The sequence below is a fragment of the Neorhizobium huautlense genome, from assembly GCF_002968575.1.
GTDB lineage: Bacteria > Pseudomonadota > Alphaproteobacteria > Rhizobiales > Rhizobiaceae > Neorhizobium > Neorhizobium huautlense.
On sequence record NZ_PVBM01000002.1, the window covers coordinates 172,726 to 197,937 of the forward strand.

At 60.0% G+C, this 25,212-nt stretch carries 25 protein-coding genes, 1 tRNA gene and 1 riboswitch; of the genes, 13 read left to right on the forward strand and 13 right to left on the reverse strand.

The features are described from left to right. Nucleotides 1-30: 30 nt before the first annotated feature. From phoR to phoB, 7 genes are all read left to right on the forward strand, one after another. Entirely contained in the window at nt 31-1,359 is a 1,329-nt protein-coding gene (phoR, locus tag C5L12_RS02965) for a phosphate regulon sensor histidine kinase PhoR (protein ID WP_105370530.1), read from the forward strand. A 194-nt stretch (nt 1,360-1,553) separates the two neighbouring features. Then, nucleotides 1,554-2,588, forward strand: a complete 1,035-nt coding sequence (locus C5L12_RS02970) for a substrate-binding domain-containing protein (RefSeq protein ID WP_105370531.1) — start codon at nt 1,554-1,556, stop codon at nt 2,586-2,588. A gap of 183 nt (nt 2,589-2,771) precedes the next feature. Beyond that, entirely contained in the window at nt 2,772-4,256 is a 1,485-nt protein-coding gene (pstC, locus tag C5L12_RS02975) for a phosphate ABC transporter permease subunit PstC (RefSeq protein ID WP_105370532.1), read from the forward strand. Further along, nucleotides 4,253-5,572 carry a phosphate ABC transporter permease PstA gene (gene pstA / locus C5L12_RS02980; protein ID WP_105370533.1) on the forward strand — a complete coding sequence of 440 codons (1,320 nt, stop codon included), beginning with the start codon at nt 4,253-4,255 and terminating at the stop codon, nt 5,570-5,572. Before pstC ends, pstA begins: the two co-directional genes overlap by 4 nt. Before the next feature lie 15 nt (nt 5,573-5,587). Next, a complete protein-coding gene (pstB, locus tag C5L12_RS02985) occupies nt 5,588-6,403 on the forward strand; it encodes a phosphate ABC transporter ATP-binding protein PstB (protein ID WP_105370534.1) in 816 nt (271 codons plus the stop codon). A gap of 45 nt (nt 6,404-6,448) precedes the next feature. After that, nucleotides 6,449-7,162, forward strand: coding sequence for a phosphate signaling complex protein PhoU (phoU, locus tag C5L12_RS02990; protein WP_105370535.1), 714 nt, complete (start codon nt 6,449-6,451; stop codon nt 7,160-7,162). A 26-nt stretch (nt 7,163-7,188) separates the two neighbouring features. Further along, nucleotides 7,189-7,872: a phosphate regulon transcriptional regulator PhoB gene (gene phoB / locus C5L12_RS02995; RefSeq protein ID WP_105370536.1), complete on the forward strand. Its 684-nt coding sequence runs from the start codon at nt 7,189-7,191 to the stop codon at nt 7,870-7,872. 26 nt (nt 7,873-7,898) lie between these two features. On the opposite strand, the gene C5L12_RS03000 is transcribed toward phoB, so the two are convergent. From C5L12_RS03000 to C5L12_RS03010, 3 genes are all read right to left on the reverse strand, one after another. Beyond that, the gene (locus tag C5L12_RS03000) at nt 7,899-8,555 is read right to left on the reverse strand and encodes a DUF6766 family protein (protein ID WP_105370717.1); all 657 of its coding nucleotides are present in this window, start codon (nt 8,553-8,555) and stop codon (nt 7,899-7,901) included. Nucleotides 8,556-8,699: 144 nt separating this feature from the next. After that, nucleotides 8,700-9,137: a PACE efflux transporter gene (locus C5L12_RS03005; RefSeq protein ID WP_105370537.1), complete on the reverse strand. Its 438-nt coding sequence runs from the start codon at nt 9,135-9,137 to the stop codon at nt 8,700-8,702. Nucleotides 9,138-9,343: 206 nt separating this feature from the next. Continuing rightward, complete coding sequence (locus C5L12_RS03010) at nt 9,344-9,877, reverse strand: GcrA family cell cycle regulator (protein ID WP_105370538.1); 534 nt, start codon at nt 9,875-9,877, stop codon at nt 9,344-9,346. Between the two features lie 404 nt (nt 9,878-10,281). Between C5L12_RS03010 and C5L12_RS03015 the strand changes: the two genes are divergently transcribed. The 3 genes from C5L12_RS03015 (at nt 10,282) to C5L12_RS03025 (ending at nt 13,620) form a co-directional block, all read left to right on the forward strand. After that, nucleotides 10,282-11,478: an aspartate aminotransferase family protein gene (locus C5L12_RS03015; protein WP_105370539.1), complete on the forward strand. Its 1,197-nt coding sequence runs from the start codon at nt 10,282-10,284 to the stop codon at nt 11,476-11,478. Between the two features lie 50 nt (nt 11,479-11,528). Then, nucleotides 11,529-12,446 (forward strand): ornithine carbamoyltransferase, encoded by a 918-nt coding sequence (gene argF / locus C5L12_RS03020; protein ID WP_105370540.1) that lies wholly within the window; start codon nt 11,529-11,531, stop codon nt 12,444-12,446. 187 nt (nt 12,447-12,633) lie between these two features. Then, nucleotides 12,634-13,620: an Hsp33 family molecular chaperone gene (locus C5L12_RS03025; RefSeq protein WP_105370541.1), complete on the forward strand. Its 987-nt coding sequence runs from the start codon at nt 12,634-12,636 to the stop codon at nt 13,618-13,620. A 70-nt stretch (nt 13,621-13,690) separates the two neighbouring features. Here C5L12_RS03025 and C5L12_RS03030 read toward each other — a convergent pair whose 3' ends face one another. The 3 genes from C5L12_RS03030 to C5L12_RS03040 form a co-directional block, all read right to left on the reverse strand. Continuing rightward, complete coding sequence (locus tag C5L12_RS03030) at nt 13,691-15,523, reverse strand: methyl-accepting chemotaxis protein (protein WP_105370542.1); 1,833 nt, start codon at nt 15,521-15,523, stop codon at nt 13,691-13,693. A gap of 185 nt (nt 15,524-15,708) precedes the next feature. Further along, on the reverse strand, nt 15,709-16,101 hold the full coding sequence (gene apaG / locus C5L12_RS03035; RefSeq protein WP_105370543.1) for a Co2+/Mg2+ efflux protein ApaG: 393 nt from the start codon (nt 16,099-16,101) through the stop codon (nt 15,709-15,711). A 157-nt stretch (nt 16,102-16,258) separates the two neighbouring features. Continuing rightward, nucleotides 16,259-17,443, reverse strand: coding sequence for an O-succinylhomoserine sulfhydrylase (locus C5L12_RS03040; RefSeq protein WP_105370544.1), 1,185 nt, complete (start codon nt 17,441-17,443; stop codon nt 16,259-16,261). 43 nt (nt 17,444-17,486) lie between these two features. After that, nucleotides 17,487-17,565, reverse strand: a riboswitch (SAM riboswitch). Between the two features lie 74 nt (nt 17,566-17,639). Between C5L12_RS03040 and C5L12_RS03045 the strand changes: the two genes are divergently transcribed. Continuing rightward, on the forward strand, nt 17,640-18,734 hold the full coding sequence (locus C5L12_RS03045) for a 2'-deoxycytidine 5'-triphosphate deaminase (protein WP_165924083.1): 1,095 nt from the start codon (nt 17,640-17,642) through the stop codon (nt 18,732-18,734). Between the two features lie 110 nt (nt 18,735-18,844). Beyond that, nucleotides 18,845-18,918: transfer RNA gene (locus C5L12_RS03050), tRNA-Gly, on the forward strand. A gap of 14 nt (nt 18,919-18,932) precedes the next feature. Here C5L12_RS03050 and C5L12_RS03055 read toward each other — a convergent pair. From C5L12_RS03055 to C5L12_RS28665, 4 genes are all read right to left on the reverse strand, one after another. Next, nucleotides 18,933-19,202, reverse strand: a complete 270-nt coding sequence (locus tag C5L12_RS03055; RefSeq protein WP_105370545.1) for a hypothetical protein — start codon at nt 19,200-19,202, stop codon at nt 18,933-18,935. 67 nt (nt 19,203-19,269) lie between these two features. Continuing rightward, entirely contained in the window at nt 19,270-20,139 is an 870-nt protein-coding gene (locus C5L12_RS03060) for a glycosyltransferase family 2 protein (RefSeq protein ID WP_105370546.1), read from the reverse strand. A 103-nt stretch (nt 20,140-20,242) separates the two neighbouring features. After that, complete coding sequence (locus tag C5L12_RS03065) at nt 20,243-21,910, reverse strand: glycosyltransferase family 2 protein (protein WP_245422734.1); 1,668 nt, start codon at nt 21,908-21,910, stop codon at nt 20,243-20,245. Nucleotides 21,911-21,937: 27 nt separating this feature from the next. After that, on the reverse strand, nt 21,938-22,168 hold the full coding sequence (locus C5L12_RS28665; protein WP_245422735.1) for a hypothetical protein: 231 nt from the start codon (nt 22,166-22,168) through the stop codon (nt 21,938-21,940). 60 nt (nt 22,169-22,228) lie between these two features. Between C5L12_RS28665 and C5L12_RS03070 the strand changes: the two genes are divergently transcribed. Then, a complete protein-coding gene (locus C5L12_RS03070; RefSeq protein ID WP_105370547.1) occupies nt 22,229-23,113 on the forward strand; it encodes a transporter substrate-binding domain-containing protein in 885 nt (294 codons plus the stop codon). Between the two features lie 30 nt (nt 23,114-23,143). Here the strand turns inward: C5L12_RS03070 and C5L12_RS03075 are convergent, their stop codons facing one another. From C5L12_RS03075 to C5L12_RS03085, 3 genes are all read right to left on the reverse strand, one after another. Then, nucleotides 23,144-23,809 carry a S24 family peptidase gene (locus C5L12_RS03075; RefSeq protein ID WP_105370548.1) on the reverse strand — a complete coding sequence of 222 codons (666 nt, stop codon included), beginning with the start codon at nt 23,807-23,809 and terminating at the stop codon, nt 23,144-23,146. A 187-nt stretch (nt 23,810-23,996) separates the two neighbouring features. Continuing rightward, nucleotides 23,997-24,644: a response regulator gene (locus tag C5L12_RS03080; RefSeq protein WP_105370549.1), complete on the reverse strand. Its 648-nt coding sequence runs from the start codon at nt 24,642-24,644 to the stop codon at nt 23,997-23,999. Between the two features lie 87 nt (nt 24,645-24,731). Further along, nucleotides 24,732-25,139 (reverse strand): hypothetical protein, encoded by a 408-nt coding sequence (locus C5L12_RS03085; protein ID WP_105370550.1) that lies wholly within the window; start codon nt 25,137-25,139, stop codon nt 24,732-24,734. Nucleotides 25,140-25,212 lie beyond the last annotated feature (73 nt).

The window sequence follows — 25,212 nt, forward strand, 5'->3', positions numbered from 1 at the left end:
GCCGACCGCTGCGGGCGATGTATATCTGTCATGCAAGGGGTATATGTGCGCGTGTTCAATATCAAAACAGCGAGTCGGATCGTGGAGTCGGCACAGACGAAATGGTGGGACAGGTTTGGTGAGTTCGCGGCGCGGGCACGCCGGGAACGTCCCCTGCTGCTGCTCCTGACGCTGGTCGCCGCGCTTGCCCTCGTTGCCGGAATGCAGTGGCCGGGCGTACTTGCCGGCTGGTTGTTGCTGTTGCTGGTGGTGGTGGCCCGCAAGCCGGCCGAGGCTCCGGCAGCAGAGCGGCAGATGGTGATTGAGGTGGAACCGGCCTTCGATCCGATGCCGCAGGTGGCCGCAACCTTGGCCGCGTTGGACACGCCGGCATTGGTGCTCGGCCAGGATGCCATCATTCTTTTTCAGAACAAGGCGGCAGAAAAGGCTCTCGGAGCGCTGCCCGCCGGTTCGCATCTTTCCGCGAGACTCCGCTCGCCTGGTATTCTCGACATGGTGCGCGAAACGATCGCCACCGATGAGCCGAACCAGATCGAACATTCCGAACGGCTGCCGTCCGAGCGTGTTTACACATTGCGTATCGCTCCGATCGATTTTGGCCGGGTAGGCGATCAGCCTGATCAGGCGCCGCAGAAACTCTACCTCCTGTCGTTCAAGGACATCTCGGAATTGCGCCGGATCGACCGAATGCGCTCGGACTTCGTGGCAAATGCCAGCCATGAGCTGCGCACCCCGCTTGCTTCGCTGCGTGGCTTCATCGAAACCCTGCAGGGGCCGGCGCGATCCGACCCTGCCGCCCAGGAACGCTTCCTTGCGATCATGTTCGACCAGGCCACGCGCATGAGCCGCCTGATCGATGATCTCATGTCGCTTTCGCGCCTTGAGCTCAAATCACACATCGCACCGGATCAGACGGTCGATCTGAAGCCGCTGATCGGTCATGTCCGAGACGCACTCCTGCCTCTTGCCGAAGATCTTGGCGTGGAGATCCGCACTCATCTGCCGGAGGGCAAGGTCGAAGTGCTGGGCGACCGGGACGAACTTGTGCAGGTTTTTGAAAACCTGATCGAGAACGCCTGCAAATACGGGCAGGAGGGCGAGGTTGTCGATGTCTATGTCCGGAACGATCCCACGGAGCCCGTCGAGGTAAGCGTCGTTGACCGCGGGCCGGGCATCCCCGCCGAGCATGTCCCGCGTTTGACAGAGCGGTTTTATCGGGTCAGCGTGGCAGACAGCCGCTCCAAGAAAGGCACCGGTCTGGGGCTTGCGATCGTCAAACACATCCTCACCCGCCACCGCGCCCGGCTGATTGTGAAGTCCGAGGTTGGCAAGGGAAGCGAGTTCACCGTCAGGTTTTGACATAAAACCAGTCGCATCCAGGATACGAACGAGATTCATCGTTTAATTTCAGTTATTTAATATGTCATAAATGTTTCACCGAACTGACATAAAAGAGACGGGCAATAGCCGTTAAGACAAGCGGGCTGAACGCCGGCGAGAGCGAGAGCCGGTGACCTCCGTATTCACACAAGCCCCATAATGGGAGATTCCTCATGAACATCATGAAACTTTCTGCGGCAGCCCTGGTGGCCTCTGTTGCGTTTGCCGGCGCTGCCGCCGCACGCGACCAGGTTCAGGTTGCTGGCTCCTCGACCGTTCTTCCCTACGCAAAGATCGTCGCTGAAACCTTTGGTGAAACCTTCCCGGACTTCAAGACGCCGATCGTCGAGTCGGGCGGTTCGGGCGCCGGTCTGAAGGAATTCTGCAAGGGCGTCGGCGAGGCTACGATCGACATCGCTAATTCCTCGCGCCCGATCAACAAGAGCGAGATCGAGGCCTGCAAGGCAGCCGGTGTCGCAGATGTCCAGGAAATCCGCATCGGTTATGACGGCATCGTCTTCGCCGTCGATTCCAGCAACGGCGACGTGAAGGTCGAGCCAAAGGACCTTTACAAGGCACTTGCCGCAGAGGTCGTCGTAGACGGCAAGCTCGTTGCCAACCCTTATAAGAACTGGTCCGAAATCAACCCGACCCTGCCGAAGGGCCCGATCGCCGCCTATATCCCGGGCACGAAGCACGGTACCCGCGAAGTCTTCGAAGAAAAGATCATGGCGCACGGCTGCAAGGACGCTGGCGCTCAGGACGTCATCAAGGCCGCCATCACCGATGCCAAGCAGGCAACTGCGAAGTGCGTTGCAGTCCGCAAGGATGGCGTGGCTGTTGACATCGACGGCGACTACACCGAAACCCTGGCCCGTATCTCCGCCAACAAGACTGGCCTCGGCGTTTTTGGTCTCGCTTTCTACGAAAACAACGCCGACAAGCTAAAGGTCGCGACCGTCAATGGCATCGTTCCGTCCACGGAAACAATCTCTTCGGGCAAGTATCCGGTCTCCCGCCCGCTGTTCTTCTACGTCAAGAAGGCGCATCTCGGCGTTATCCCGGGCCTGAAGGAATATGTGGAATACTTCATCTCCGACGACATGGTCGGTCCTGAAGGCCCGCTGGCCGAATACGGTCTCGTAGCTGCTCCGGACGATCAGCGCGAACAGGTCCGCAAGGACTTTGCCGCCGGCAAGACGATGTAATACCAAAGGCCGGCGCCGCTTCGCGGTGCCGGCCACTTTTCTGTCGGAGGTTGGGTGCCCGGCCGGCAAGTGAGTTTGTTGCTGAGATTGTTGCGCTTGCGCGACCGCGAATGCGATCGGCTCCGATGAACGGAGCTGGGCGGTGATGGATTGCCGCCGAAGGCGGTACGCCGGGGGATTTTGATGAGTACATCATTGATATTGTTGATTGTGGCGATAGTCGGCCTCGCCGGTTACGGGATCGGCGCACGGCGTTCGCTGGCCATCGCCGGAGGGCTTTCTTCGAAGCTTCATTCGAGGCCCGGTTATTATGGGTCTTTCGTGGCCGTATGTGCCATCGTTCCAGCCGTTTTTATCCTTTTTGTCTGGCTGGTTGCCAGCCCGGCCGTTATCAGTTCCTCGATACGCGGGTCCTTTCCCGAAGAGGTGAAGGCGCAATCCGAAGCAGAGCAGGGACTGGCATTCGGAATGATCACGTCGATCGCCCGCGGTATGAACGTCCTGAGCCTGGAGGAGATCGACCGGATCGGCAGCAATCCTGTCGAGCTTCGCTCGGCACTCGGCGCCAAGGGTGTTCCGCTTGCTGGCGATCCGCAGCCCTATATGATCGAGGCCGCCGGAAACCTGAACACCATGACCTATGCCAGCCGGCTGGCGATGACTGCCGTCGTGGTGGTGTTTTCCGTGCTTGGTGCAGGTCTCGCCTATCGCAGGATCGCGCCGCGTTTCCGTGCCCGCAACCGGGTGGAAAAGGTGATCCTTGTCAGTCTGGTCGTTGCATCCTCCATCGCGATCCTGACAACCGTAGGTATCGTTTTGTCCATGCTGACGGAAGCGACGCGCTTCTTTACGCATGTACCGGCGTGGGAGTTCTTCTTCGGCACCGTCTGGGATCCGCGTTTCGCGGCGGCCGGCTCCGGGGGTTCGGAGGGCCAGTTCGGGCTGATCCCGCTCCTGCTCGGCACCCTCTATATCGGCTTCGTTGCTATGCTTTTTGCCGTGCCGATCGGTCTCTTCTCTGCGATCTACATGGCTGAATATGCGTCGCCGCACGTCCGGTCGACCGCCAAGCCGCTGCTGGAGGTCCTCGCCGGCATCCCGACCATCGTCTACGGCTTTTTTGCCCTGACGACGGTTGGCCCCTTTCTCAGGGACCTGTCCTCGCAGCTGAACGGGCTGGTAACCGGTGACTATTCGAACTTCATTCAGGCACAGAGCGTTCTGACCGCCGGCTTCGTCATGGGCATCATGCTGATCCCATACGTCTCGTCGCTGTCGGATGACATCATTACTGCCGTACCCCGCGCCCTGCGTGACGGGTCTCTCGGGCTCGGCGCCACCCGGTCGGAAACCATCAAACGTGTCATCCTGCCGGCGGCACTGCCCGGTATCGTCGGCGCATTGCTGATGACCGCCTCGCGTGCGGTCGGCGAAACCATGATCGTGGTTCTTGCCGCCGGCGTTGCCGCCCGCATCCAGCTCAATCCCTTCGAGCCGATGACGACGGTGACCGTCAAGATCGTAAACCAGTTGACGGGCGACCTCGAATTCACGTCGCCGCAGACGCTGGTGGCCTTCGCACTCGGTATCACGCTCTTTGCCATCACGCTTTGCCTCAACATCTATGCACTTTACATCGTGCGCAAATATCGGGAGCAGTACGAATGACCGATGTGGTTTCTCCCGTCTCAGGTATTCCCAAGACCAAGGCCGGTCGCAGGGATATCGGCATCAAGCGCCGCTACGCCGCCGAGCGTCGCTTCAGGGCCTATGGTGTCGCCGCTCTTTCCTTTGGCATCATCTTTCTGATGCTTCTCCTGTGGTCGGTGGTCTCAAAGGGCTACACTGCCTTCCAGCAGACGATGATCACCATACCGATCGAATTCTCCGAGCAGACCATCGACCCGCAGAACGAACGTGCCGCAAATCCCCAGAAGCTGATGACCGCGAACTATCCGGTCGTCGCCCGCAATGCACTTGCCAAGACGCTCGGCGTCAGCGTCGATGACCGTGTGAAGATCCGTGCTGTCGGGCAGTTGTTGTCTGACGGCGTGCGTACCCAGCTTCGCGACATGGTCGTCGCCAACCCGGCGATCATCGGAACAACTCAGAACGTCGCCTTGCTTGCTGCCGGTGATATTGATTCTGCCTTCAAGGGCCAGATCAATCTCTCCGTTGCCGAAGGGAACCGCAAGATTTCGGACCAGCAGGTGACCTGGATGAACCAGCTCGCAGAAAGCGGCGTGCTCGCCAAGCACTTCAATACGGGGATCTTCGTCAACGGCGCGTCAAGCCGGCCGGAAGCTGCAGGCGTCGGCGTCGCGCTGATAGGCTCGTTCTACATGATGCTGATCGTTCTGGTCCTGTCGCTGCCGATCGGTGTTGCTGCTTCGATATATCTTGAGGAATTTGCACCGAAGAACAAGTTCACGGACCTGATCGAGGTGAACATCAACAATCTCGCGGCGGTCCCCTCTATCGTTTACGGATTGCTGGGACTGGCTGTGTTTATCAACTTCATGGGCCTGCCCCGCTCCGCGTCTCTCGTCGGCGGCCTGGTGCTGACCCTCATGACCCTGCCGACGATCATTATCGCCACGCGAGCCGCTTTGAAGGCGGTGCCGCCGTCGATCCGGGCAGCCGCCCTTGGTCTCGGGGCGTCGAAGATGCAGACGATCTTCCACCACGTCCTCCCCCTCGCCATGCCTGGTATCCTGACCGGCACCATCATCGGACTTGCTCACGCACTCGGAGAGACGGCGCCGTTGCTCCTGATCGGCATGGTGGCATTCGTGGCCAACTATCCGGCGACGCCGCTCGATCCTTCAACGGCATTGCCGGTCCAGATCTACATGTGGGCGAATGAGGCCGAACGTGCGTTCGTCGAACGTACCTCTGGAGCGATCATCATTCTGCTCCTGTTCCTCATCGTAATGAATGTTGGCGCAATTCTCTTGCGGCGACGCTTTGAGCGGCGCTGGTAAAAGGAGTAGGACACGATGAACATGATGTCAGAAGCAGCAGTTGAAAAGGCGCTGGATCAGAAGATGAACGATTCTTCCTACAAGATGATCGGCAAGGACGTGTCGGTCTATTACGGCGAAAAGAGAGCGCTTTTCGACGTCAACCTGAACGTCCGGGAAAACACGGTGACTGCCCTCATCGGTCCTTCCGGTTGCGGCAAGTCCACTTTTCTGCGCTGCCTCAACCGCATGAACGATACGATCGAGAACTGCCGCGTCACGGGCAGGATCACACTCGATGCCGACGATATCTATGATCAGAATATCGATGTCGTTGAATTGCGCGCCCGCGTCGGCATGGTTTTCCAGAAGCCGAACCCATTTCCGAAGTCGATCTACGAAAACATTTCCTACGGCCCACGTATCCACGGTCTGGCCAGAAACAAGGCCGACATGGATCAGATCGTCGAAGCCAGCCTCCAGCGGGCCGGCCTCTGGACCGAGGTGAAGGATCGCCTGCACGAATCCGGCACCGGCCTCTCCGGTGGTCAGCAGCAGCGTCTCTGCATTGCCCGCGCGGTGGCAGTGTCGCCGGAAGTGATCCTGATGGATGAACCCTGCTCGGCGCTCGATCCTATTGCAACCGCCAAGGTCGAGGAGCTGATCCACGAACTCCGGGCCAACTATACGATCGTCATCGTGACGCATTCGATGCAGCAGGCGGCTCGCGTGTCGCAGCGCACTGCCATGTTCCATCTGGGTCAGCTTGTCGAAGAAAACGACACAGACAAGATGTTCACCAATCCGGACGACCAGCGCACTCAAGATTACATCATGGGCCGTTTCGGCTGATCTGCCGACTGCGCCGCCCGACAACCCAATATCGAGGACTAGACGATGGCATCGACCCATATCCTGTCGGCCTATGATGACGAACTGAAATATTTGAGCCGCCGTATCTCCGAGATGGGCGGTCTTGCTGAGCAGATGTGCGCGGATGCTGTGCGCGCCCTGGTGAATTCGGACTCGGCTTTGGCTCAGAAGGTCATATCGGATGATGTGATCCTCGATCATGCTGAGCGGGAGATTCAGGACAAAGCTATCGTCACGATCGCCAGACGCCAGCCCATGGCTGCCGATCTGCGCGAGATCGTCGGCACGCTGCGCATAGCAGCCGATCTCGAACGCGTCGGCGATCTGGGCAAGAACACCGCCAAGCGTGTCATCGCGGTGCAGGGCACGGGCGTGCCCCGCAAGCTTGCACGCGGCATCGAGCACCTTTCCGATCTGGCGCTGGTACAGCTCAAGGAAGTGCTGGACGTCTATGCCAGCCGCTCGGCGGAAAAGGCCGAAGCGATCCGCATCCGCGACGAAGAGATCGACGCGATGTACACCTCGCTGTTCCGGGAACTCCTCACCTATATGATGGAAGATCCGCGCAACATCACCACCTGCACGCATCTTCTCTTCTGCGCCAAGAACATCGAGCGCATCGGCGACCACGCCACCAACATCGCCGAGACGATCTACTACATGACGACGGGCGCCCAGCCGGAGGGCGAGCGCCCGAAGGACGATACATCGAATACGCTTGGCGCGATCACCGAATGACGGAATGCTGATGGAGCAGAGCTGAGATGCTGCCAAAAATTGCTGTGGTGGAAGACGAGGAAGCGCTGAGCGTGCTTCTTCGCTACAACCTGGAAGCTGAAGGGTATGAGGTCGAGACGATCCTGCGCGGCGACGAAGCTGAAATCAGGCTTCAGGAACGCACTCCGGATCTCCTGATCCTCGACTGGATGCTGCCGGGCGTCTCAGGCATCGAGCTTTGCCGCCGTTTGCGCATGCGCTCGGAGACCGAGCGCCTGCCGATCATCATGCTGACGGCCCGCGGCGAGGAAAGCGAACGCGTTCGCGGTCTCGCAACGGGTGCGGACGACTATGTGGTGAAGCCGTTTTCGACGCCGGAACTCATGGCGCGTGTCAGGGCCATGTTGCGGCGTGCCCGGCCGGAAGTCTTGTCCAGCGTGCTGCGTTGCGGCGATATCGAGCTCGATCGCGAGACCCATCGCGTGCATCGCAAGAGCCGCGAGGTTCGCCTGGGCCCGACCGAATTCCGCCTGCTGGAGTTCCTGATGGCCTCGCCAGGCCGGGTTTTTTCTCGCTCGCAGCTTCTCGACGGCGTCTGGGGTCATGATATCTATGTGGACGAACGCACGGTCGATGTGCATGTCGGTCGTCTGCGCAAGGCGCTCAACTTCTCCAACATGCAGGATGTCATCCGCACCGTTCGCGGCGCCGGTTATTCGATGGAGTCCTGACGGGCGGCGTTGCTGATCGGGCTTGTTTAACCGGTCTTGCTGATCGGGTCGGCCACGGCCTTGGATTCCGGTGACCCCTTGAAGCGCAGGAAGATCGACAGAACCACCAGCACCGCAGTCGAGAGGAATTCGGATTGCCAGTTCTGGAAGGATTCAAACCAGAATTGCGCGTCTCCCAGATATTGCCAGAAAGGCATTGTCGGCTGCCCGTGCATGGCGGCTTCCACATTGGCAGCCTCGAAGCTGTAGCGAAGATGCAGCACGAATGTGAGCAGGAACAGCAGGCCGAGCGCGATCCCGAGCGAATAGGAATAGAGGCCGCGAATGAAGGAGCCCGCCTTTACCGGCCATGGCGCCTCGGGATCGCGTAGATGCTTCCGCGGATCTTCATCCTGCGGGTTGGGTTGATCCGGATCCTTCGATTCCGCCGAGCCCTTTTGATAGAGCATCGCCGTCAGCATAACATAGGCGGACATCTGCAGAAATTCGCTCTCCCAGTTCTCGAAGATGGCGGAGAGAAAATGTCCAGAGGTGAGATAGTCGACAGCCGAGAGCGCGACCTGTCCGTGTTCGGCGAGTTCGTCGTTATGAACGCTCCACCCGGAAATAAACGTCCCGCCGATCGTGGCAAGCGCCGCCACCATCAGCACGATCGTCAGACCGTTAGCTCGCAGGAAAGACATGATCGAACCTTCAAACCGTGATCGGATATCCGCATCAACGGTTGATGACATAGAACGTTCCATGCCGGTTCTACGAGCAAAAACAGAACGTTGATCGGGGATCCTACGTGGGTTGGCCAAGGTGCCTAAGGCGTTGGGAGACCGTTATCCGGTGGTAGCTGCCTTGGACCATTCCGGCAGCGGAAACAGCCGGTCATAGGCCCAGTTGAAGACGAAGGCATAGATCACGTAGAAAACTGCGAAGGATATATCCATTGTCAGCGCCTGAATGAGACTCACGTCGAGATACCAGGCGATCAGCGGCAGCAATACGATAAGCAGGCCAAGCTCGAACAGGATCGCATGCGCTATCCGCACGACAGGGCTCTTTTGCGTGCTGCCGGTCAGCCGCCGCATCAGGTGGTCGAAACCGATATTGTAGAGGTAGTTCCATCCCGTTGCCAGCGTAGCTGAGCCAATCCCGACAATCCCGATATCTTCCACCGGCATGCCGAAAGCTATGGCGCCGAGCGGCGTGACAAGAGCGAGCCCGATCAGTTCGAAGCTGATTGCGTGGCGGATGCGGTCGCGTGTGGAACGCATGGTAACCTCCAGGGAGCCCTGAACCCAAGGTCCTTGTTCTTACCGGGTCGTCCCGATGTGATGCCCATGAGGGGGAGGTCGTCCTCGCGCACATCAAAATAGGCATCATCTAACGACGAGGCAAGCGCCGGAAGACATGGCTGCTATGCGGAATGAAGAAAGCGGGCAAAAGCCCGCTTCAATTCCCGTCTCGGAGCGTACCGGTCTTATGCCCGGGCAGCAGTCCTGCGGCGATCGTGTATCGGCTGATAGGCAAGCCGTGCGTGGTAGCTGCAATAGGGGGAGGAGTCCGGGGATTCGCAGCCGCAGAAATGGAAATCTTCCTTCAACGGGTCGCCGACCGGCCACTTGCAGGTGCGTTCCGTCAGCTCGGTCAATGCAAGGCGACGGGAGATAGGCACCACCACGTTGGAAGCCGGACGGTATTCCATCTCCTCGAAGGCTTCGACTTCGATCTCTTCCTTGACCACGGTCGCGCCGACGGCACGGGCGACTGTCCGGGTCGCGACGCGAGATGCATAATTCGGTGCCCGAGGCGCTGAAGTCGCCCGCTTGGCCGCCGCGCGGCCCGTAGCGACAGTGCCCCCAGCCTTTGCCCGGCCCGGCAGGCTGAGGCGGTGCACCTTTCCGATCACGGCATTACGGCTTACGCCTCCGAGTTGTGCGGCGATCTGGCTGGCGCTCAGACCTTCCGACCACAGTCTCTTGAGTTTCTCGACACGCTCGTCTGTCCAATTCATGCCCGTTCTCCGCCTTTGAACGTTGTCGGCATGCAGAATCCTTCCACCTTTGCCGCAGACATCATTCCGCAGCACCCACTACATATATGTTTGAGGTGACTAGTTCCGCCGCATGCAGTCTAGTAATTGATCTTTAACCTAGTGTGAGGCTGACTCCGTGGCAAGAGTCGCGGGATTCGCAGAGAATCGATTTCTTGGTTTTCCCCAACTTGCTGTCTGGAAGAGTCATTTTTGTCACATGGGCAGGCGTTGCCTGTTTTCGGTTGTAGTGCGGCAGAATGCCGAGCTTTGTTGACATCCGGGCCTTAAACATCGATAGTGCGGCTGGCCGCCCATTGGGCGGCATTTTTGATTTTTCAGGCTGGTTCGCTGGTCTTTAAGCTGCCTAGAGGAGTGATGTCGCCATGGCTGAAGCCACGCTTTTCGACACCTTTGCCCGGGCCCCGTTGCGTTTTGAGCGTGGCGAGGGTGTATGGCTCGTGACGGAAGGCGGCGAGCGATATCTCGACTTCGGCGCCGGCGTTGCCGTCAATTCGCTGGGACATGCTCATCCGCATCTCGTCGAGGCGTTGAAGGCGCAGGCAGAGAAGGTGTGGCACACGTCGAACCTCTATGAAGTGCCCGGTCAGGAAACGCTGTCTCGCCGCCTGACCGACAATTCCTTCGCGGATAAGGTGTTCTTCACGAATTCCGGAGCCGAAGCGCTGGAATGCGCAATCAAGACGGCCCGCCGCTACCAATATATGAAGGGCCATCCCGAGAGGTTCCATATCGTCACCTTCGAGGGCGCGTTCCACGGCCGCACGCTGGCGACCATCGCCGCTGGCGGACAGGCGAAATATCTTGAAGGCTTCGGTCCGAAGGTGGAAGGTTTCGACCAGGTTCCGTTTGGCGATCTCGACGCTTTGAACGCTGTAGTTGGCGAAAAGACAGCCGCGATCCTTATCGAACCCATCCAGGGCGAGGGCGGCATTCGTCCTGTACCCAAGGAGTTCCTGCAGGCGCTGCGCAAGATCTGCGACGACAACGGCCTTCTGCTTATTTTTGACGAGGTACAGTGCGGTGTGGCCCGTACCGGCAAGCTCTTTGCCTATGAATGGTCGGGCGTGGCGCCGGATATCATGGCGCTTGCCAAAGGTATCGGCGGCGGTTTCCCGGTCGGCGCTTGCCTGGCGACGGCCGAAGCGGCGTCCGGTATGACCGCCGGCACCCACGGCACGACCTATGGCGGCAATCCGCTTGCCATGGCCGTCGGCAACGCCGTGCTGGATGTCGTCCTGGCCGAGGGTTTCCTCGATCATGTTCGCGACGTTTCGCTCGTTTTCCGTCAGGGTCTGGCAAGCCTCAAGGATCGGTTCCCCGATATTATTGAGGAAATTCGCGGCGAGGGGCTGTTGCTTGGCATCAAGGCGAAAGTCCCCGCGGGTGATCTGGTCGGCGCGATGCGTGGCGAACGCCTGCTGGGCGTTCCGGCGGGCGACAATGTCGTGCGCCTGCTGCCACCTCTGACCGTTACTGCGGAGGAGGCCCGAGAAGGACTTGCTCGCATAGAGAAGGCGGCGGAAAAGCTTTCCGCGTCGTTGATGAAAAAATCGGCCTGAGAAGGTAGAAGGGGGCGCCGTTTCTGGTTCCCTCTCGACAGGGAACCAAAATGGCATCACCGAAGCATTTTCTTGATTTTTCCGCTGTTTCCGCTGCAGACCTGCGCGTGATCCTGGAAGACGCCAAGACCCGTAAGCAGGCGACCAAGGCCGGAACGGCAGCAAAACCCCTGGCCGGCAAGATGCTGGCGATGATCTTCGAGAAACCATCTACCCGCACTCGTGTCTCATTCGACGTCGGCATGCGCCAGCTTGGCGGGGAAACCCTTTTCCTGTCGGGTACGGAAATGCAGCTTGGCAGAGCTGAAACGATCGGCGATACCGCCAAGGTTCTTTCCCGTTATGTCGATGCAATCATGATCCGCACCACCGATCATTCGCGCCTGCTGGAGCTTGCCGAACACGCAACCGTACCGGTCATCAACGGCCTCACGGATGATACGCATCCCTGCCAGATCATGGCCGACCTGATGACGTTTGAAGAACATCGCGGCCCGGTCGCGGGGAAGACCTTTGCCTGGACCGGTGACGGCAACAATGTCCTCCATTCCTTTGTCGAGGGTGCCGCACGGTTCGGTTATCGCATGAACATGGCCGTTCCCATGGGGTCCGAACCGCACGACAAGTTTTTGAACTGGGCGCGCAATAACGGCGGCGAAATCATGCTGTGCCACGATGCCGAACGGGCGGTTGCGGGTGCCGATCTCGTCGTCACCGACACGTGGGTTTCCATGAACCAGGAGCATAAGGCGCGCGGTCATAACGTCTTCCAGCCTTTCCAGGTCAATGAGGAGCTGATGAAGCGGGCGGATAAGAACGCGCTCTTCATGCACTGCCTGCCCGCCCACCGCGGCGAGGAAGTCACCGATGAAGTCATCGACGGGCCGCAGTCGGTCGTCTTCGATGAGGCGGAAAATCGCCTGCACGCCCAGAAGTCCATCCTGGCCTGGTGTTTCGGCGCCGTCTGAATGCCGTTTCAGGCCAAATCTTGATTTTCAAAAGAGCCGGGCCCATCTACCGGCTATCATTTGCGCCGTGTTGTCAGAAACCGGTGTCTCAACACACTTCGTCGATGTCTTTTCCTCCGGCCTGAGGTTCCGCTCTGGCCGGCGCTTGTGTAAAAAGTTGTAAGGCTCGGCGCGAAGGAGCGAAGTCATGGCGGAAGCGACTGTGAACCTCAACGATCTTCATTTTGCCGGAGACGACCGGGTCGTTCCTTTTCAGGTAGAAGGGCTGGATGTGCGCGGACGGGCCGTACAGCTCGGTCCGTTGCTGAACACCATCCTCGGTCGCCACGAATATCCGGGGCCGGTTGCCCGGCTGCTGGCGGAAGCCATCGTGCTGACCGCGCTGCTTGGTACGTCCTTGAAGTTTGATGGCAAGTTCACCGTTCAGACGAAAGGCGACGGTCCGGTCGATCTGTTGGTCGCGGACTTTTCGACGCCTGATAGCCTACGCGCTTACGCCCGTTACGACGAAGAAGCGCTGGCTGATGCGGTCAAGGACGGCCGCACCTCTCCGCCGGAGCTTCTGGGGCAGGGCGTGCTAGCCTTCACCATTGACCAGGGTCGCGGCATGCAGCCCTATCAAGGCATCGTGCCCCTCGACGGCTCTTCTCTCGAAGAGATCGCCGGCGTCTATTTCCGTCAGTCGGAGCAGATCCCGACAAAGGTGCGTCTCGGCGTAGCCGAGCTCTTCGACCGGGATGCGCAGGGCAAGCCGCGCCACAACTGGCGGGCGGGTGGCCTGGTTGCGCAATTTCTGCCCCAGGCTCCGGAGCGCATGCGGCAGCCTGACTTGCACGGCGGCGACGGCGACGAACGGGACACGGATGTGGTCGACGACGCCTGGAACGAAGCTCGTTCTCTGGTGGAGACGATCGATACGGACGAACTGACCGATCCGCAGGTTGCAATCGAACGACTGCTTTTCCGTCTTTTTCATGAGCGCGGCGTTCGTGTTTACGCACCGCAGACGGTTCATGATCGCTGCAGCTGTTCGCGAGACAAGATCAAAAGCGTTTTGAACGGCTTTACGGCAGAAGAGATTGAAGCAAGCCAGGAGGACGGCCATATCGCAGTCACCTGCGAATTCTGCTCGACCACCTATCACTACGAGGTGGCGGAATTCGCCGCGGCCTGAACGGGCCGCTCGGGATTGTCGAATACGGCGGCTCTGTTTTGAACAGAGCCGCCGTATCTTTTTCGAGCATTTAAGCCGCGCGGCGTGAGCCGGAGGCAGCCGATTGGCGGTAGGTCGCCGTCGCAGAGAGACGGAACTGGCCGAGCATCTCGGTCAGGCTCTGGGCCTCGCTTGCCAGTGCTGCGCTCGCCGCCGTCGACTCTTCAACCATCGCGGCGTTCTGCTGGGTGCCCTGATCCATTGTATTGACGGCGGTGTTGATCTCCTGCAGGCCGAGCGATTGCTCGCGCGATGCCTCGGCGATCGCCTGGACGTGACGATTGATCTCCTGGACTTCGCCAACGATCTTTTGAAGCGAAGTTCCGGTCTGCGCCACCAGATCCACGCCCGACTGCACGTGCTGGCTGGACGCCGTGATTAGCGTCTTGATTTCCTTGGCAGCATTCGCGGAACGCGAGGCAAGTTCGCGAACTTCCTGGGCAACGACTGCGAAACCCTTGCCGGCATCACCCGCGCGCGCTGCTTCCACCCCTGCGTTGAGCGCCAGGAGATTGGTCTGGAAGGCGATGTCGTCGATCACGCCGATGATGTTCGCGATCTCGTTGGATGAATTTTCGATATGCCTCATTGCGTCGATGGCGTCGTTGACCACCTTGCCGGAGACTTCTGCCCCGCCCTTCGTGCGCAGCACCAGCTGGCTTGCCTCCTCAGCACGCTTGGCCGCGTCCTTCACGGTGGTGGTGATCTGCTCCAGGGCAGCGGCAGTCTCCTCGACGGAGGCGGCCTGCTGTTCTGTACGTTTTGCCAGGTCATCGGCCGCGTTGAGCAGTTCGGTGGCGCCGGCGTTGATCGCGGAGGCATTGGTGCCGACGCTGTTCATCGCCTGGTTCAGCTTTTCGACGGAATTGTTGAAGTTGCGGCGGAGATTGTCCAGCTGACCCTGGAAAGGCGTCTCGATGCGGTAGGCGAGGTCGCCGTCCGACAGCCGGTTGAGCGCCGCGCCAAGTTCATCGACCGCATGTTGCACGGAAGCTGCTTCCTTTGCCCTCTCGGCGTCGCGCTGGAGCCGTTCCGCCTCGCTCAATTGGCGCGTGGAATCCGCCTCCTTGGCAAGTTTTATACGCTCTATGGCATTGTCGCGGAAGATGGCGACGGCAGCGGCCATCTGGCCGATTTCGTCGGCGCGGCCGATGCCTTCGATCTCGCCACTCGTCTGGCCGTCCGCCAGCGTCGTCATCCGCTCGCGAAGACGCGCCATGGGCGCGGTGATCCCTGCATGCGACACGTAGAAGGCAAGCGCGATGCTCGACACCACGCCGATGCCCAACCCGATGATGCTGGTGGTGATCGTCGAGTTGACCGAGGCTGACATCTCCTCGCCGCCCGACGCCAGCAAGTCCATCATCACCGTGTTGTTGGAGCCCGTCTCGGACGACATCTGCTTCAGGAGTTCGTCGTTCTTGATGAGGATCTCCTGAACCGCGGCCTTGTCGCCGGCGGCAGACAGTTCGATTGCCTTTTCGAAATTGGATTTCACCGCCCCGACGATCGTCAGGATCTTGGCCATCGCCTCCTTCCGGCTCGGCACCATTTCGCCGACCATCTGGAAGCGCTCCATGGCGGTCTTGAAGTCGCCGTTGAGCTTGTCCTTCATCGGCTGGTAATTCGGCGCTGTTGCCGGAAGCTCCATGAGGCGACCCGCCATGGAGACGGCGGTCCAGATCCCGGCTGCGGCGCGTGCTCCGAGCACGGCCGCCTTGCTCTCGTTGGTGATGAAGCCATGATAGGTGGCATTCGCCTGGCTGAACCGCAGCGAAACATAGCCGAGGCCTGAAAGAGAGATCAGACCGAGCAGGAGCAGTACGGACAGAATCTTTGCCTTGATTCCAATTCTTGCAAGCATGGAGGTTCCTTGTCGCCCGAGGTCGTCAGTGTCGACGGACCATAGGACAATGGTTGGGGAAGGGGTGTGGAAATGCCTCGGCAGGCTGGTGACGAACGCATCATGCGAGCGGTCGGGGCCGCTTCGTACATAGTGAATAAATTGTACAACGATTAAGATACGGCTAAATTCGCCTCAACGAAGTGCTAGTTCAGCACGCGCATGAGACCCGGAGAATCCAGCGAAAAGGCGGGGATCGTCACCTTGAAGGTCTCGCCCTGATCCGTCTGCATGTCATAATGGCCAAACATCATGCCCGAGGGCGTGTCGAGCGGGCAGCCGGATGAGTACTCATACGAGTCGCCGGGTTCCAGTCGCGGCTGCTCACCTACGACGCCAGGACCTTCCACCTCGTCCACAAGGCCGTTCTGGTCGGTAATGTGCCAATAGCGATGAACGAGCTGAACCGTCAACGCCGAATGGTTTTCAATGACAATGCGGTAGCCCCAGACATAGCGGCTCTCTTCCGGGTTGGATTGCTCCTCCAGATAGTAAGGTTCGACGGCAACTTCTATGTCTCGTGTACGGGCGCGATACATGCGGCACCTGAGAATGGTTACTTACTCGATATTGTACAGAGCTGCGGAAACGTCAAGAATTCTCGCGGTTTGAACAAGCGAGTGTGAGCGTTTCTTGAGGTTAGGGATAATTTAGTTGGTAAATCCGGCAAGACCGGATTTACCATAACCAGCCGCGTCAGGCAGAAATCTTGGCAAGCGCCTGCGCGAAGTCCTCGATCAGGTCGTCGGTGTCTTCGATGCCCGCGGAGAAGCGGACGGTGCCGGCCGAAATGCCAAGTTCGGCGCGCGCTTCATCCGTCAGGTTCTTGTGGGTCGTCGTGGCCGGATGGGTGATCAGGCTCTTGGAGTCGCCCAGGTTGTTGGAAATCCTGACGATATCAAGCGCGTTCTGCAGCTTGAAGGCTGCTTCTTTACCGCCTTTCAGCTCGAAGCAGACCAGCGTCGAACCGCCCGTCATCTGCCGGGCGATGATATCGGCCTGCGGATGGTCCTTGCGGCCCGGATAGATGACCCGCGCGACCTGTTTCTGTTCGGCAAGGAAATCGGCGATCCTGGACGCGCTTTCCGTCTGCTGCTTGACGCGCAGCGGCAGCGTCTCGATGCCTTTCAGCAACGTCCAGGCATTGAAGGGCGACATCGCCGGGCCTGTGTGACGGAAATAGTCATGCAGGTTTTCGTCGATCCACGCCTTGTCGGAAAGCACGACGCCCCCAAGGCAGCGCCCCTGGCCGTCGATATGCTTGGTGGCAGAATAGACGACGATATGCGCGCCGAGCTCCAGCGGCTTCTGGAAGAGCGGGGTCGCAAACACGTTGTCGACGACGACCTTGGCGCCGATCTGGTCGGCGAGCCTGGCGACGCCGGCAATGTCGACCACTTCGAGCGTCGGATTGGTCGGGCTCTCCAGGAAGAATACCTTGGTCTTCGGCGTGATGGCCTTTTCCCAGTTTTCGAGGAAGCGGCCGTCGACCAGCGTGCATTCGATGTCGTATTTCGGAGCGAGCGTCTCGACCACCCAGCGGCAGGAGCCGAAGAGGGCGCGCGCCGCGACGATATGGTCACCGGCCTTCAGCTGGCAGAGGATCGCGGCAGTGACCGCAGCCATGCCGGAGGCGGTGGCTCGTGCGTCTTCGGCGCCTTCCAGCGCGCACATGCGCTTCTCGAACATGTCGTTGGTGGGGCTGCCGTAGCGCGCATAGATGAAACCGTCGGTTTCGCCTTTGAAGCGGGCTTCGGCCGCTTCCGAGGTATCATAGACGAAACCTTGGGTCAGGAAGATCGCTTCGGAGGTTTCGCCATATTGCGAACGCAACGTGCCGCCGTGTACGAGCTGCGTTGCCGGGCGCCATTTCTTGGTCATGCGTGTCCCCATTCAGAACAAAAAAACCGGTCGCATAAGCAGACCGGTTTCGCACCCGGTCTTTTTAGCCACTTATTTAACGTGGCTGCAAGCCGACCGGCCAAATCACCACGGGATAAGAGTGGCATAGCGCCGCGTCCCGCTTGCGTCAATGGCTCGCATTTGGTTTTGTCTCGACGAAAACTCTGAGAGAGACATGATGGCTCGCGAAACAGGAATTCTGGCGGACCGCGCAATAGCGGCGCTTTTCGACAGTGGACGGTTGATCTCCGAGCGCGAGCTTGATCGGGATCAGGTTCAGCCAGCGAGCCTTGATCTGCGTCTCGGCGCAAAGGCTTTCCGGGTCCGGGCAAGCTTCATGCCGGGACCGAACAGCCTGGTCTCCGACAAGCTCGATCGCCTCAAGCTGCACGTCATCGATCTCACCGAAGGCGCGGTGCTGGAAACAGGCTGCGTGTATATCGTGCCGCTGATGGAAAGGCTCGACCTGCCGGCCAATATGTCGGCCTCGGCAAATCCGAAAAGCTCGACCGGCCGCCTCGATATCTTCACGCGCGTGATCACCGACTACGCCCAGGAATTCGACAAGATCCCGGTCGGTTACTCCGGCCCCCTCTATCTGGAAATCTCGCCCCGAACGTTTCCGATCGTCGTTCGCCGCGGCTCGCGCCTGTCTCAGATCCGCTTCCGCGTGGGCAACGCTCTTTTGAGCGAGCCGGATTTGCTGCAGCTCCACAAGAACGAGATATTGGTGGCCGCGAGCAACCCGAATGTCTCCGGGGGTGGCATCGCTCTCTCGATCGATCTCTCCGGCGACAAGGAGGGCCTGATCGGTTATCGCGGCAAGCATCACACGGCTGTTGTCGACGTCGACAAGAAGGCCCAGCACGACATCTTCGATTTCTGGGAGCCGCTCTATAGCCGCGGCCGCAACGAGCTCATTCTCGATCCGGACGAATTCTACATCCTCGTCTCGCGTGAGGCGGTTCATGTGCCGCCGCTCTATGCGGCCGAGATGACGCCCTTCGACCCGCTGGTCGGCGAATTCCGGGTCCATTATGCAGGCTTTTTCGATCCCGGATTCGGCCATGAGGCGGCGGGTGGCCGAGGGAGCCGCGCAGTGCTCGAGGTCCGCAGCCACGAGGTGCCCTTCATCCTGGAGGACGGCCAGATCGTCGGACGGCTGGTCTATGAGCACATGCAGGAAAAGCCGGAAGGGCTTTACGGAGCTGGCATGGGGTCCAACTATCAGGCACAGGGCCTGAAACTCTCAAAGCATTTTCGCGTCTGAGCGGCGGGGCGCCGCTTGACAGCCGGCCTCATCTGTTGAAAGTCTCGGGTTGTCCTGTTACGCATGCTGCCGTCTGAAACCGGGTTTCGTTTTCGGACAGCATGCGAAAAGCGGGTGTAGCTCAATGGTAGAGCAGCAGCTTCCCAAGCTGAATACGAGGGTTCGATTCCCTTCACCCGCTCCAGTTTCTCAAATCCGTCAGATCAGCTTGCCCCAAGCCGGGTCCCATTCCAGGCCCTCTGCCAGTTCCACGTAGATCGGGTGCTGCTCCGGGCCGCGGCTTTTGTTTTCCGCCATACGGAAAGCCGCTTCCGGCTCCATTTCTTCGCCGGGGAAAACCATGTCGTCTTCTGAAGGTTCGGTCACCTTGCGGATGAAGCCGCGGACCTGATCCCCTGAATGGTAGAATTTGATGATCAGAGCGCCGGGAGCCGGGTCGGTTCCGTGATAGCGGTAATAGGTATGCATCTCTCGCCTCCATCGTCAGGTTCACCTATCTGACGTGCGGAGGCTCGAAATGTTCCTCATATTGGCTTCAGAAAAGCGACCTCAGCTTCTGCAGCACATGCCGGCGGATGCGATAGTTCGTCTTCCCGCGCGCATCTCGCCAGGCCATCTTGAATATCTTCCGGCGCGTGTTCCAGGACAGCGGGGGAAGCTTGTCCACGACCCGGTAGCATCCGACCGCGTAAAGCCAGCGCTGCTGGATCTTATGGGTGATGGATTTCGCAGCATAGAGCTGTTCGGAATCCGAGCCGCGAAAGAAGATGTACATCGGCCCGTCCACCCAGACGATCAGATCGCGCATGACAAACTCGGCAACGGCGTAGGAGGCCGCGCACCACGGGCCCCCGAGGGCCGGCCATCGCTCCAGCAGGATATCCGCGCCGCCTGCCGACCGGTAGACCCCGTAAAACCATTCGGAGGGAAATCTCAAACCACGCGGCACCTTGCCTTGGGATGCGTTCTCCTGAAAGTTGAATATGTTCGGTTCCGGTTTCAGGATTTGCGTCTTGTCCGAATCGATCCGTTCCGACGACCCGACGGCTAAAAGCTTGTCCGGGTTCTGCTCCAGCGCATGGAGCAGCGCGGAGAGGTAATCGCTAGTCGACAGATCGTCACAAGCCCGCAGGCAGAAATATTCTCCCTTCTCGGCGCCGAGCTTGATGCAGAAGATGAAATTGTCGATCACGCCGAGATGGCGTTCCTGCTGGATGACCTCGAAGCGTTCGTCTTGAGCGCAAAATTCACGGGCTATTTCCAGCGTGGCGTCCGTGGATTTGTTGTCGACGATGATCGCGCGAAAATCTGAAAAGTCCTGATCTGCAATGCATTGCAGGCTTTTGCGCATCGTCTGGGCGCCGTTATAGATCGGGAAGACGACCACGAGCTTCGCTTTTTCCATGTTGTTCTTGATCCTCGGCGGCACGGCTCAGCGCTGCGCATATATCACGCCCGTTGATAAGCGCAAAAGGCAGGCGGCAGTAGGGCGGTTCACGCCGGAGACTCTATATTTTCCGGGTGCTGGGTTGGTGTGGCGTCTTGTTCCAGACGAACGGTTTCGACCGTAGTTCCAGGACCGCTTGCCATGCTGCGATCGAGGTCATCAGCCAGTAAAGCGGCACGGCGAGCCAGCGCCGGCCGATCAGCCGCTTCTCGTGTTCGATCATCGAGCTCAGCCCCAGGGCGAGGAAGACCAGATAGCTGCCGAGAATATTGATCACGTCGATCACGAACAGCGACAGCATGCCGGTGGGAATATCGTCCGTCGGCGCTTCCAGCATGGAATGGGCGCCGATGCCGGCAAAGACGATGATCAAGGGATGCAGGAGCGAGGAGAGCAGCATGCCTCCGACCATCAGCTGGAAAGTGCAGAACGCCGTCAGGCCCATCTGCCGGGCGAGACGGCGGGGATGGCGCATCAGCACCAGCCAGGTCTGCAGCCAGCCCTTGAACCATCGGCTTCGCTGAGCCATCCAGACGCGGATCGCGGTCGGGGCGTCCTCGAGCGTCTGGCGCACGATCACATCCGCGCGGTAGCCGAGGCGGTAGAGGCGTAGACCGAGATCCGCGTCCTCGGTGACGTTGAACGGATCCCATCCGCCGACGGCAAGCAGGGTTTCGGTGCGGAAGTGATTGGAGGTGCCGCCGAGCGGCAGAGGCATCCGGCTGCCGGCGAGCATCGGCAGCAGGCCGCGAAACAGGCCCGAATATTCGAGGGAAAATAGCGCGCTGATCCAGGATTCCTTGGCATTGGTGATGATCAACGGCGCCTGCAGGCAGGCAACCTCCGCAGGTGAGGTTTGAAAGCGCGCGTAAGCCTCGCGAAGTTGCTGCGGATGGGGCCGGTCTTCGGCGTCATAGATCGCCAGATATTCGCCGCGTGCCGCAGCCAGCGCGTAGGTGAGAGCCTTCGGCTTGGTGCGCGGATTGCAGGGAGGCACCTCCACGATCTCGAAACATGGGCCTAAGGCAAGCGCCTTGAGGGCTGTGATCGTCTCGTGGTCGTCCGCCTCGCAGACGAGTTTGATGTCGAGCAGCGCGGCCGGCCAGTCCAGCCGCTTGAGGCTTGAGATCAGCTGCTCTGCAACGGCGGCCTCGCGGTAGAGCGCTACCATCACCGTATAACAGGGAAGCGGCGCATCCCGCGCGGGTAGCGCCGGCAGCATGGCCGGGGCGAAATTTTGCCGGGTGAAGGCGGCAAATCGCAGGAATAGGGATGCCAGATAGATGCATGACAGCCCGATATGCAGCATAAGCAGTGTTGCGAGCGGCATGAAGATCAGCGCGGAGATAATGGCGGCAAGCCCAAGTCCCGCATAAAAACCTTGGTGGCCGGCCAAAACGATGCGGGCCGAGAAGTCGGGAAATTGGTCGAAAAGAGTGGTGACAGCTTCCTGGACGCGTCTGCGGGCACCGGCCCTCCAGACTGCGCTGCGGACCGCCGAAGGCGTGGTTATCGCAAGATCGCGACCGAGAGCGGGCATGGCCGCAAGGGCCGCGCCGAGGTCGGCGAGCCTTGAGGCTTCCGGCACCACGGCCACCTGCGGAGCGCGATGCCGGTGGGCGATGCGGATCTGGCTGGGGCGCCGCAATTGCGTGTCGAGCAGAGGTATGTCGGTTAAAAGGGACGGATCGATGGTGCCGATAAAAGGCAGGCGCAGAAAGCGCGCCATGGCTCCGTAATAGGCGTCTTCCTCGACCTAGCCGCTATGAAGCAATTCGCATTCGATGGTGGTGCCGTTTTGCCGCGCCCGCTCGGCAAGCGTTGAACGCAGGGGTTTTGAAAAGCCGAGCGCCGCAAGGGCTATCAGCTCCGGGTCTTCACTCGAAACGTGGACATTTTCGGCAGCCTTGCTTGCCGGTGGAGCGTGATCTTGCCACACGCCATCTTGCACCGGCGGCGATGCCGGCGGATATTCCCCTAAACGCATGACTCTGCTACACCGCCCGCAAGCGGACGCCCCAACCTTGTCCCGATCTGGATCATAGCGATGCGTCTTCTGATTGCATGCCCGAATATTAAGGGGTTCTTCACCATTTTGCAGCTTTGCCTTGCGGCGGGCGCATTGTTCGTCTTTCTCGTGTCGAGCCATGCGGCTCGCGCGGACGATGGGCTGCCGTTGATGTTCGATGCGCGCGAGCGTCTCCCGCGGCCGGATCTTTCCAGCCTCGTCCGGCTGAGGATACTGACGACAATCGACTTTCCTCCGTTCAACTTTGCCGATCAGACAGGTCGGCTCGCCGGTTTCAATGTCGATCTAGCCCGCGAAATCTGCGCTGAGTTGAAGATCGAGGCGAAGTGCCAGATCCAGGCGCTGCCGTTCGAGGAACTGGAAAAGACGCTGGAAAGCGGGGCAGGCGAGGCGGTGATGGCCGGCGTCGCGGTTACGCCGGATCGGCGCCGGCGGTTTTCGTTTTCGAGGCCTTATCTCGGCGTGCCGGCTCGCTTTGCCCGCAACCTCGCCGCCAAGATCGACGGCGACACGGCTGCGGCGCTTGCCGGCAAGCCGGTCGGCGTGGTCGAGGGAACGGCCCATCAGGTGATGCTGAAAGCCTTCTTCCCGAAGGTCACGATCATCCCGTTCGACAGCCATGAGATGATGCTGGAGGCATTGAAGGCCGGCAAGGTGGATGCCGTGTTTTCCGATGGCCTGAGACTGCCCTTCTGGGTTGCGGGAGAAATGTCGGCAAAATGCTGCGCGCTCTTTGACGGCCCCTATCTTTCGGAAAAGTTCCTCGGCGAGGCGCTGACCGTCATGTTCCGCAAGAACGATCCCTTGCTTGTTGCGGCTTTCGACCACGCTCTCGGCGCGCTCTCCCGCAATGGACGCTTGCAGGACATCTACCTGCGGTATTTTCCGAATGGGCTTTATTGAGGGGAATTCTTTCCTAGCGGTTCGCCATGCCTATTGGCTCGCCCAGATGATGCGTGCCATCCAGTCCACTTCCGAAAGATCGAAGCTGCGGTTCGGATGCTCGGGATTGAGCGACATCAGCTCGACCGTCCGGGCCGTCTGGCGCGAGAGAACCTTGGCCATGACTTCGCCCTCGCGGGTTTTCAGGACGACGCGGTCGCCGCGCCGCACCTGTGCGCCCGGTTCCACGATGAGCACATCGCCGTCGCGATAAAGCGGCATCATCGACTCGCCCTGGACTTCAAGCGCATAGACGCCGGCCTTGCGCGAAGGGTCGATCGGGAACTCCACCACATCCCAGCCCTGGCCGGCAGGAAAGCCGCCGTCGTCGAAAAAACCACCCGCACCCGCTTGAGCAAAGCCGAGGAGCGGGATGGTGCCCCCCTGCGGCGGGAAATTGCCTTCCGGAAATGCCGAACGGCTGGAGGAGGTCGGCAGATAGCTCATGAACTGGTCTACCGTCGCCCCCGTCGCCTCCAGCACCTTGGCGATCGATTCCGTCGAAGGCCAGCGCAGGCGCCCGTCCGGCCCGAGCCGCTTCGACTTGTTGAAGGATGTCGGATCCAGGCCGGCACGCCGCGCAAGGCCCGACGGTGTCAGTTGATGGCGTTGGGCCAGCGTATCGATCGCGTTCCAGATCGTTTCATGTGACAGCATTTTGCCCGTACCCGGCGCGCGAGACAGGGCCGGACAAACCGGCGCTCGGCGGCACCCCTTCGATCAATCTCTCCACGGCCTTCAGGCTGCATGACAGCAAGCCCAGACACCCCGGATTTTAACGGAGGGCGGGCCTCGCGTAAAGAGAGGGAAGGAATAAAATCCTGCGATATGGATGAGGCTGGCGCTAGGCCACCAGGGCCATGTTGATCTTGCCGAGCTTGATCACCGCCTGCGTCCGGCTGTCGACGTTGAGCTTCAGCAGGATTGCCGAAACATGCGCCTTGATGGTCGCCTCCGAGACGCCGAGTTCGTAAGCGATCTGCTTGTTCAGCAAGCCTTCGCCGAGCATGGTCAGCACCCGACTCTGCTGCGGCGTGAGCGTTTTCAGCCGGTCCATGAGTTCGGCAAGGCCGGGATCTTCTTCAGGCTGGGTGGAATCGCCCTTTGGCGCCCAGATATCGCCCTCGAGAACCGCCTGAACGCCGGCCCGGATGTCGTCAAGGCCGGAGGATTTCGAAATGAAACCCGAGGCTCCCAGTTCCAGGGCGCGGCGTATCGTGGTGCCGTCGTCGCTCGCCGAGACGATAACGATCGGCAGGCCGGAGAATTCCGCCCGCAGCGACATCAGCCCGGAAAAACCGCTAACGCCCGGCATTGCCAGGTCGAGCAGCATCAGGTCGGCCTCCGGATTGGAATCGGCGGCACGCCGCGCGGCTTCGAAATCGCCCGCCTCGATGATCAGGACTTTTTCTGCGATCCCCTGAACAGCCTGGCGCAGGGCGCCGCGAAACAGCGGATGGTCGTCAGCGATGATAATTGTAAGTGTCTGCATTCCCACGCTCCCTCCCAAGAGCATAGTTGTGCCTCTGTATCTTCGAAAGTTGTAAACCTCCGGAGCGACGGAAACAAGTGCGGGAATTCACGTACGATTTGGTTGAGGTTTGTCCGCTTCCCGCTCGTCGATGAATTCGCCGACGATCGCCATGAAACGCCGCATGAACTTCTCCATGATGGAGAGAGACTTGTCCACTTCCTCGTCGGTGGGCAGTGCCGTCGGCGGCGTCTGGCTCAGCCGCTCCTCAAGCGACGTCACCCTCTTTTCCAGTCTGTCGAGTTCCTCTTCGTAAGCTGCCCGCTCGTCCGGCTGCATGCGGCAGGTCAGCGTCCCGTTTTCCTCGCGGCAAAGCGTCATGGCGCCGGTCTGCGTATCGAGCCGAACGACGCCGCTTTCGGTCCGTTCCAGCTGAAAACGGTTCTGCTGCGGCGCCTGGGCGTAGGAGGCCGCGGGAATGACGAGTGCCACGGTGAATAGTGTCAGAACCTTCATCTTTTGGTCCTCCTCAGGTGGACAAGCGCCGGGCTTTGCGGCAAACGCACCGATTATAACAGATACTCGAGAG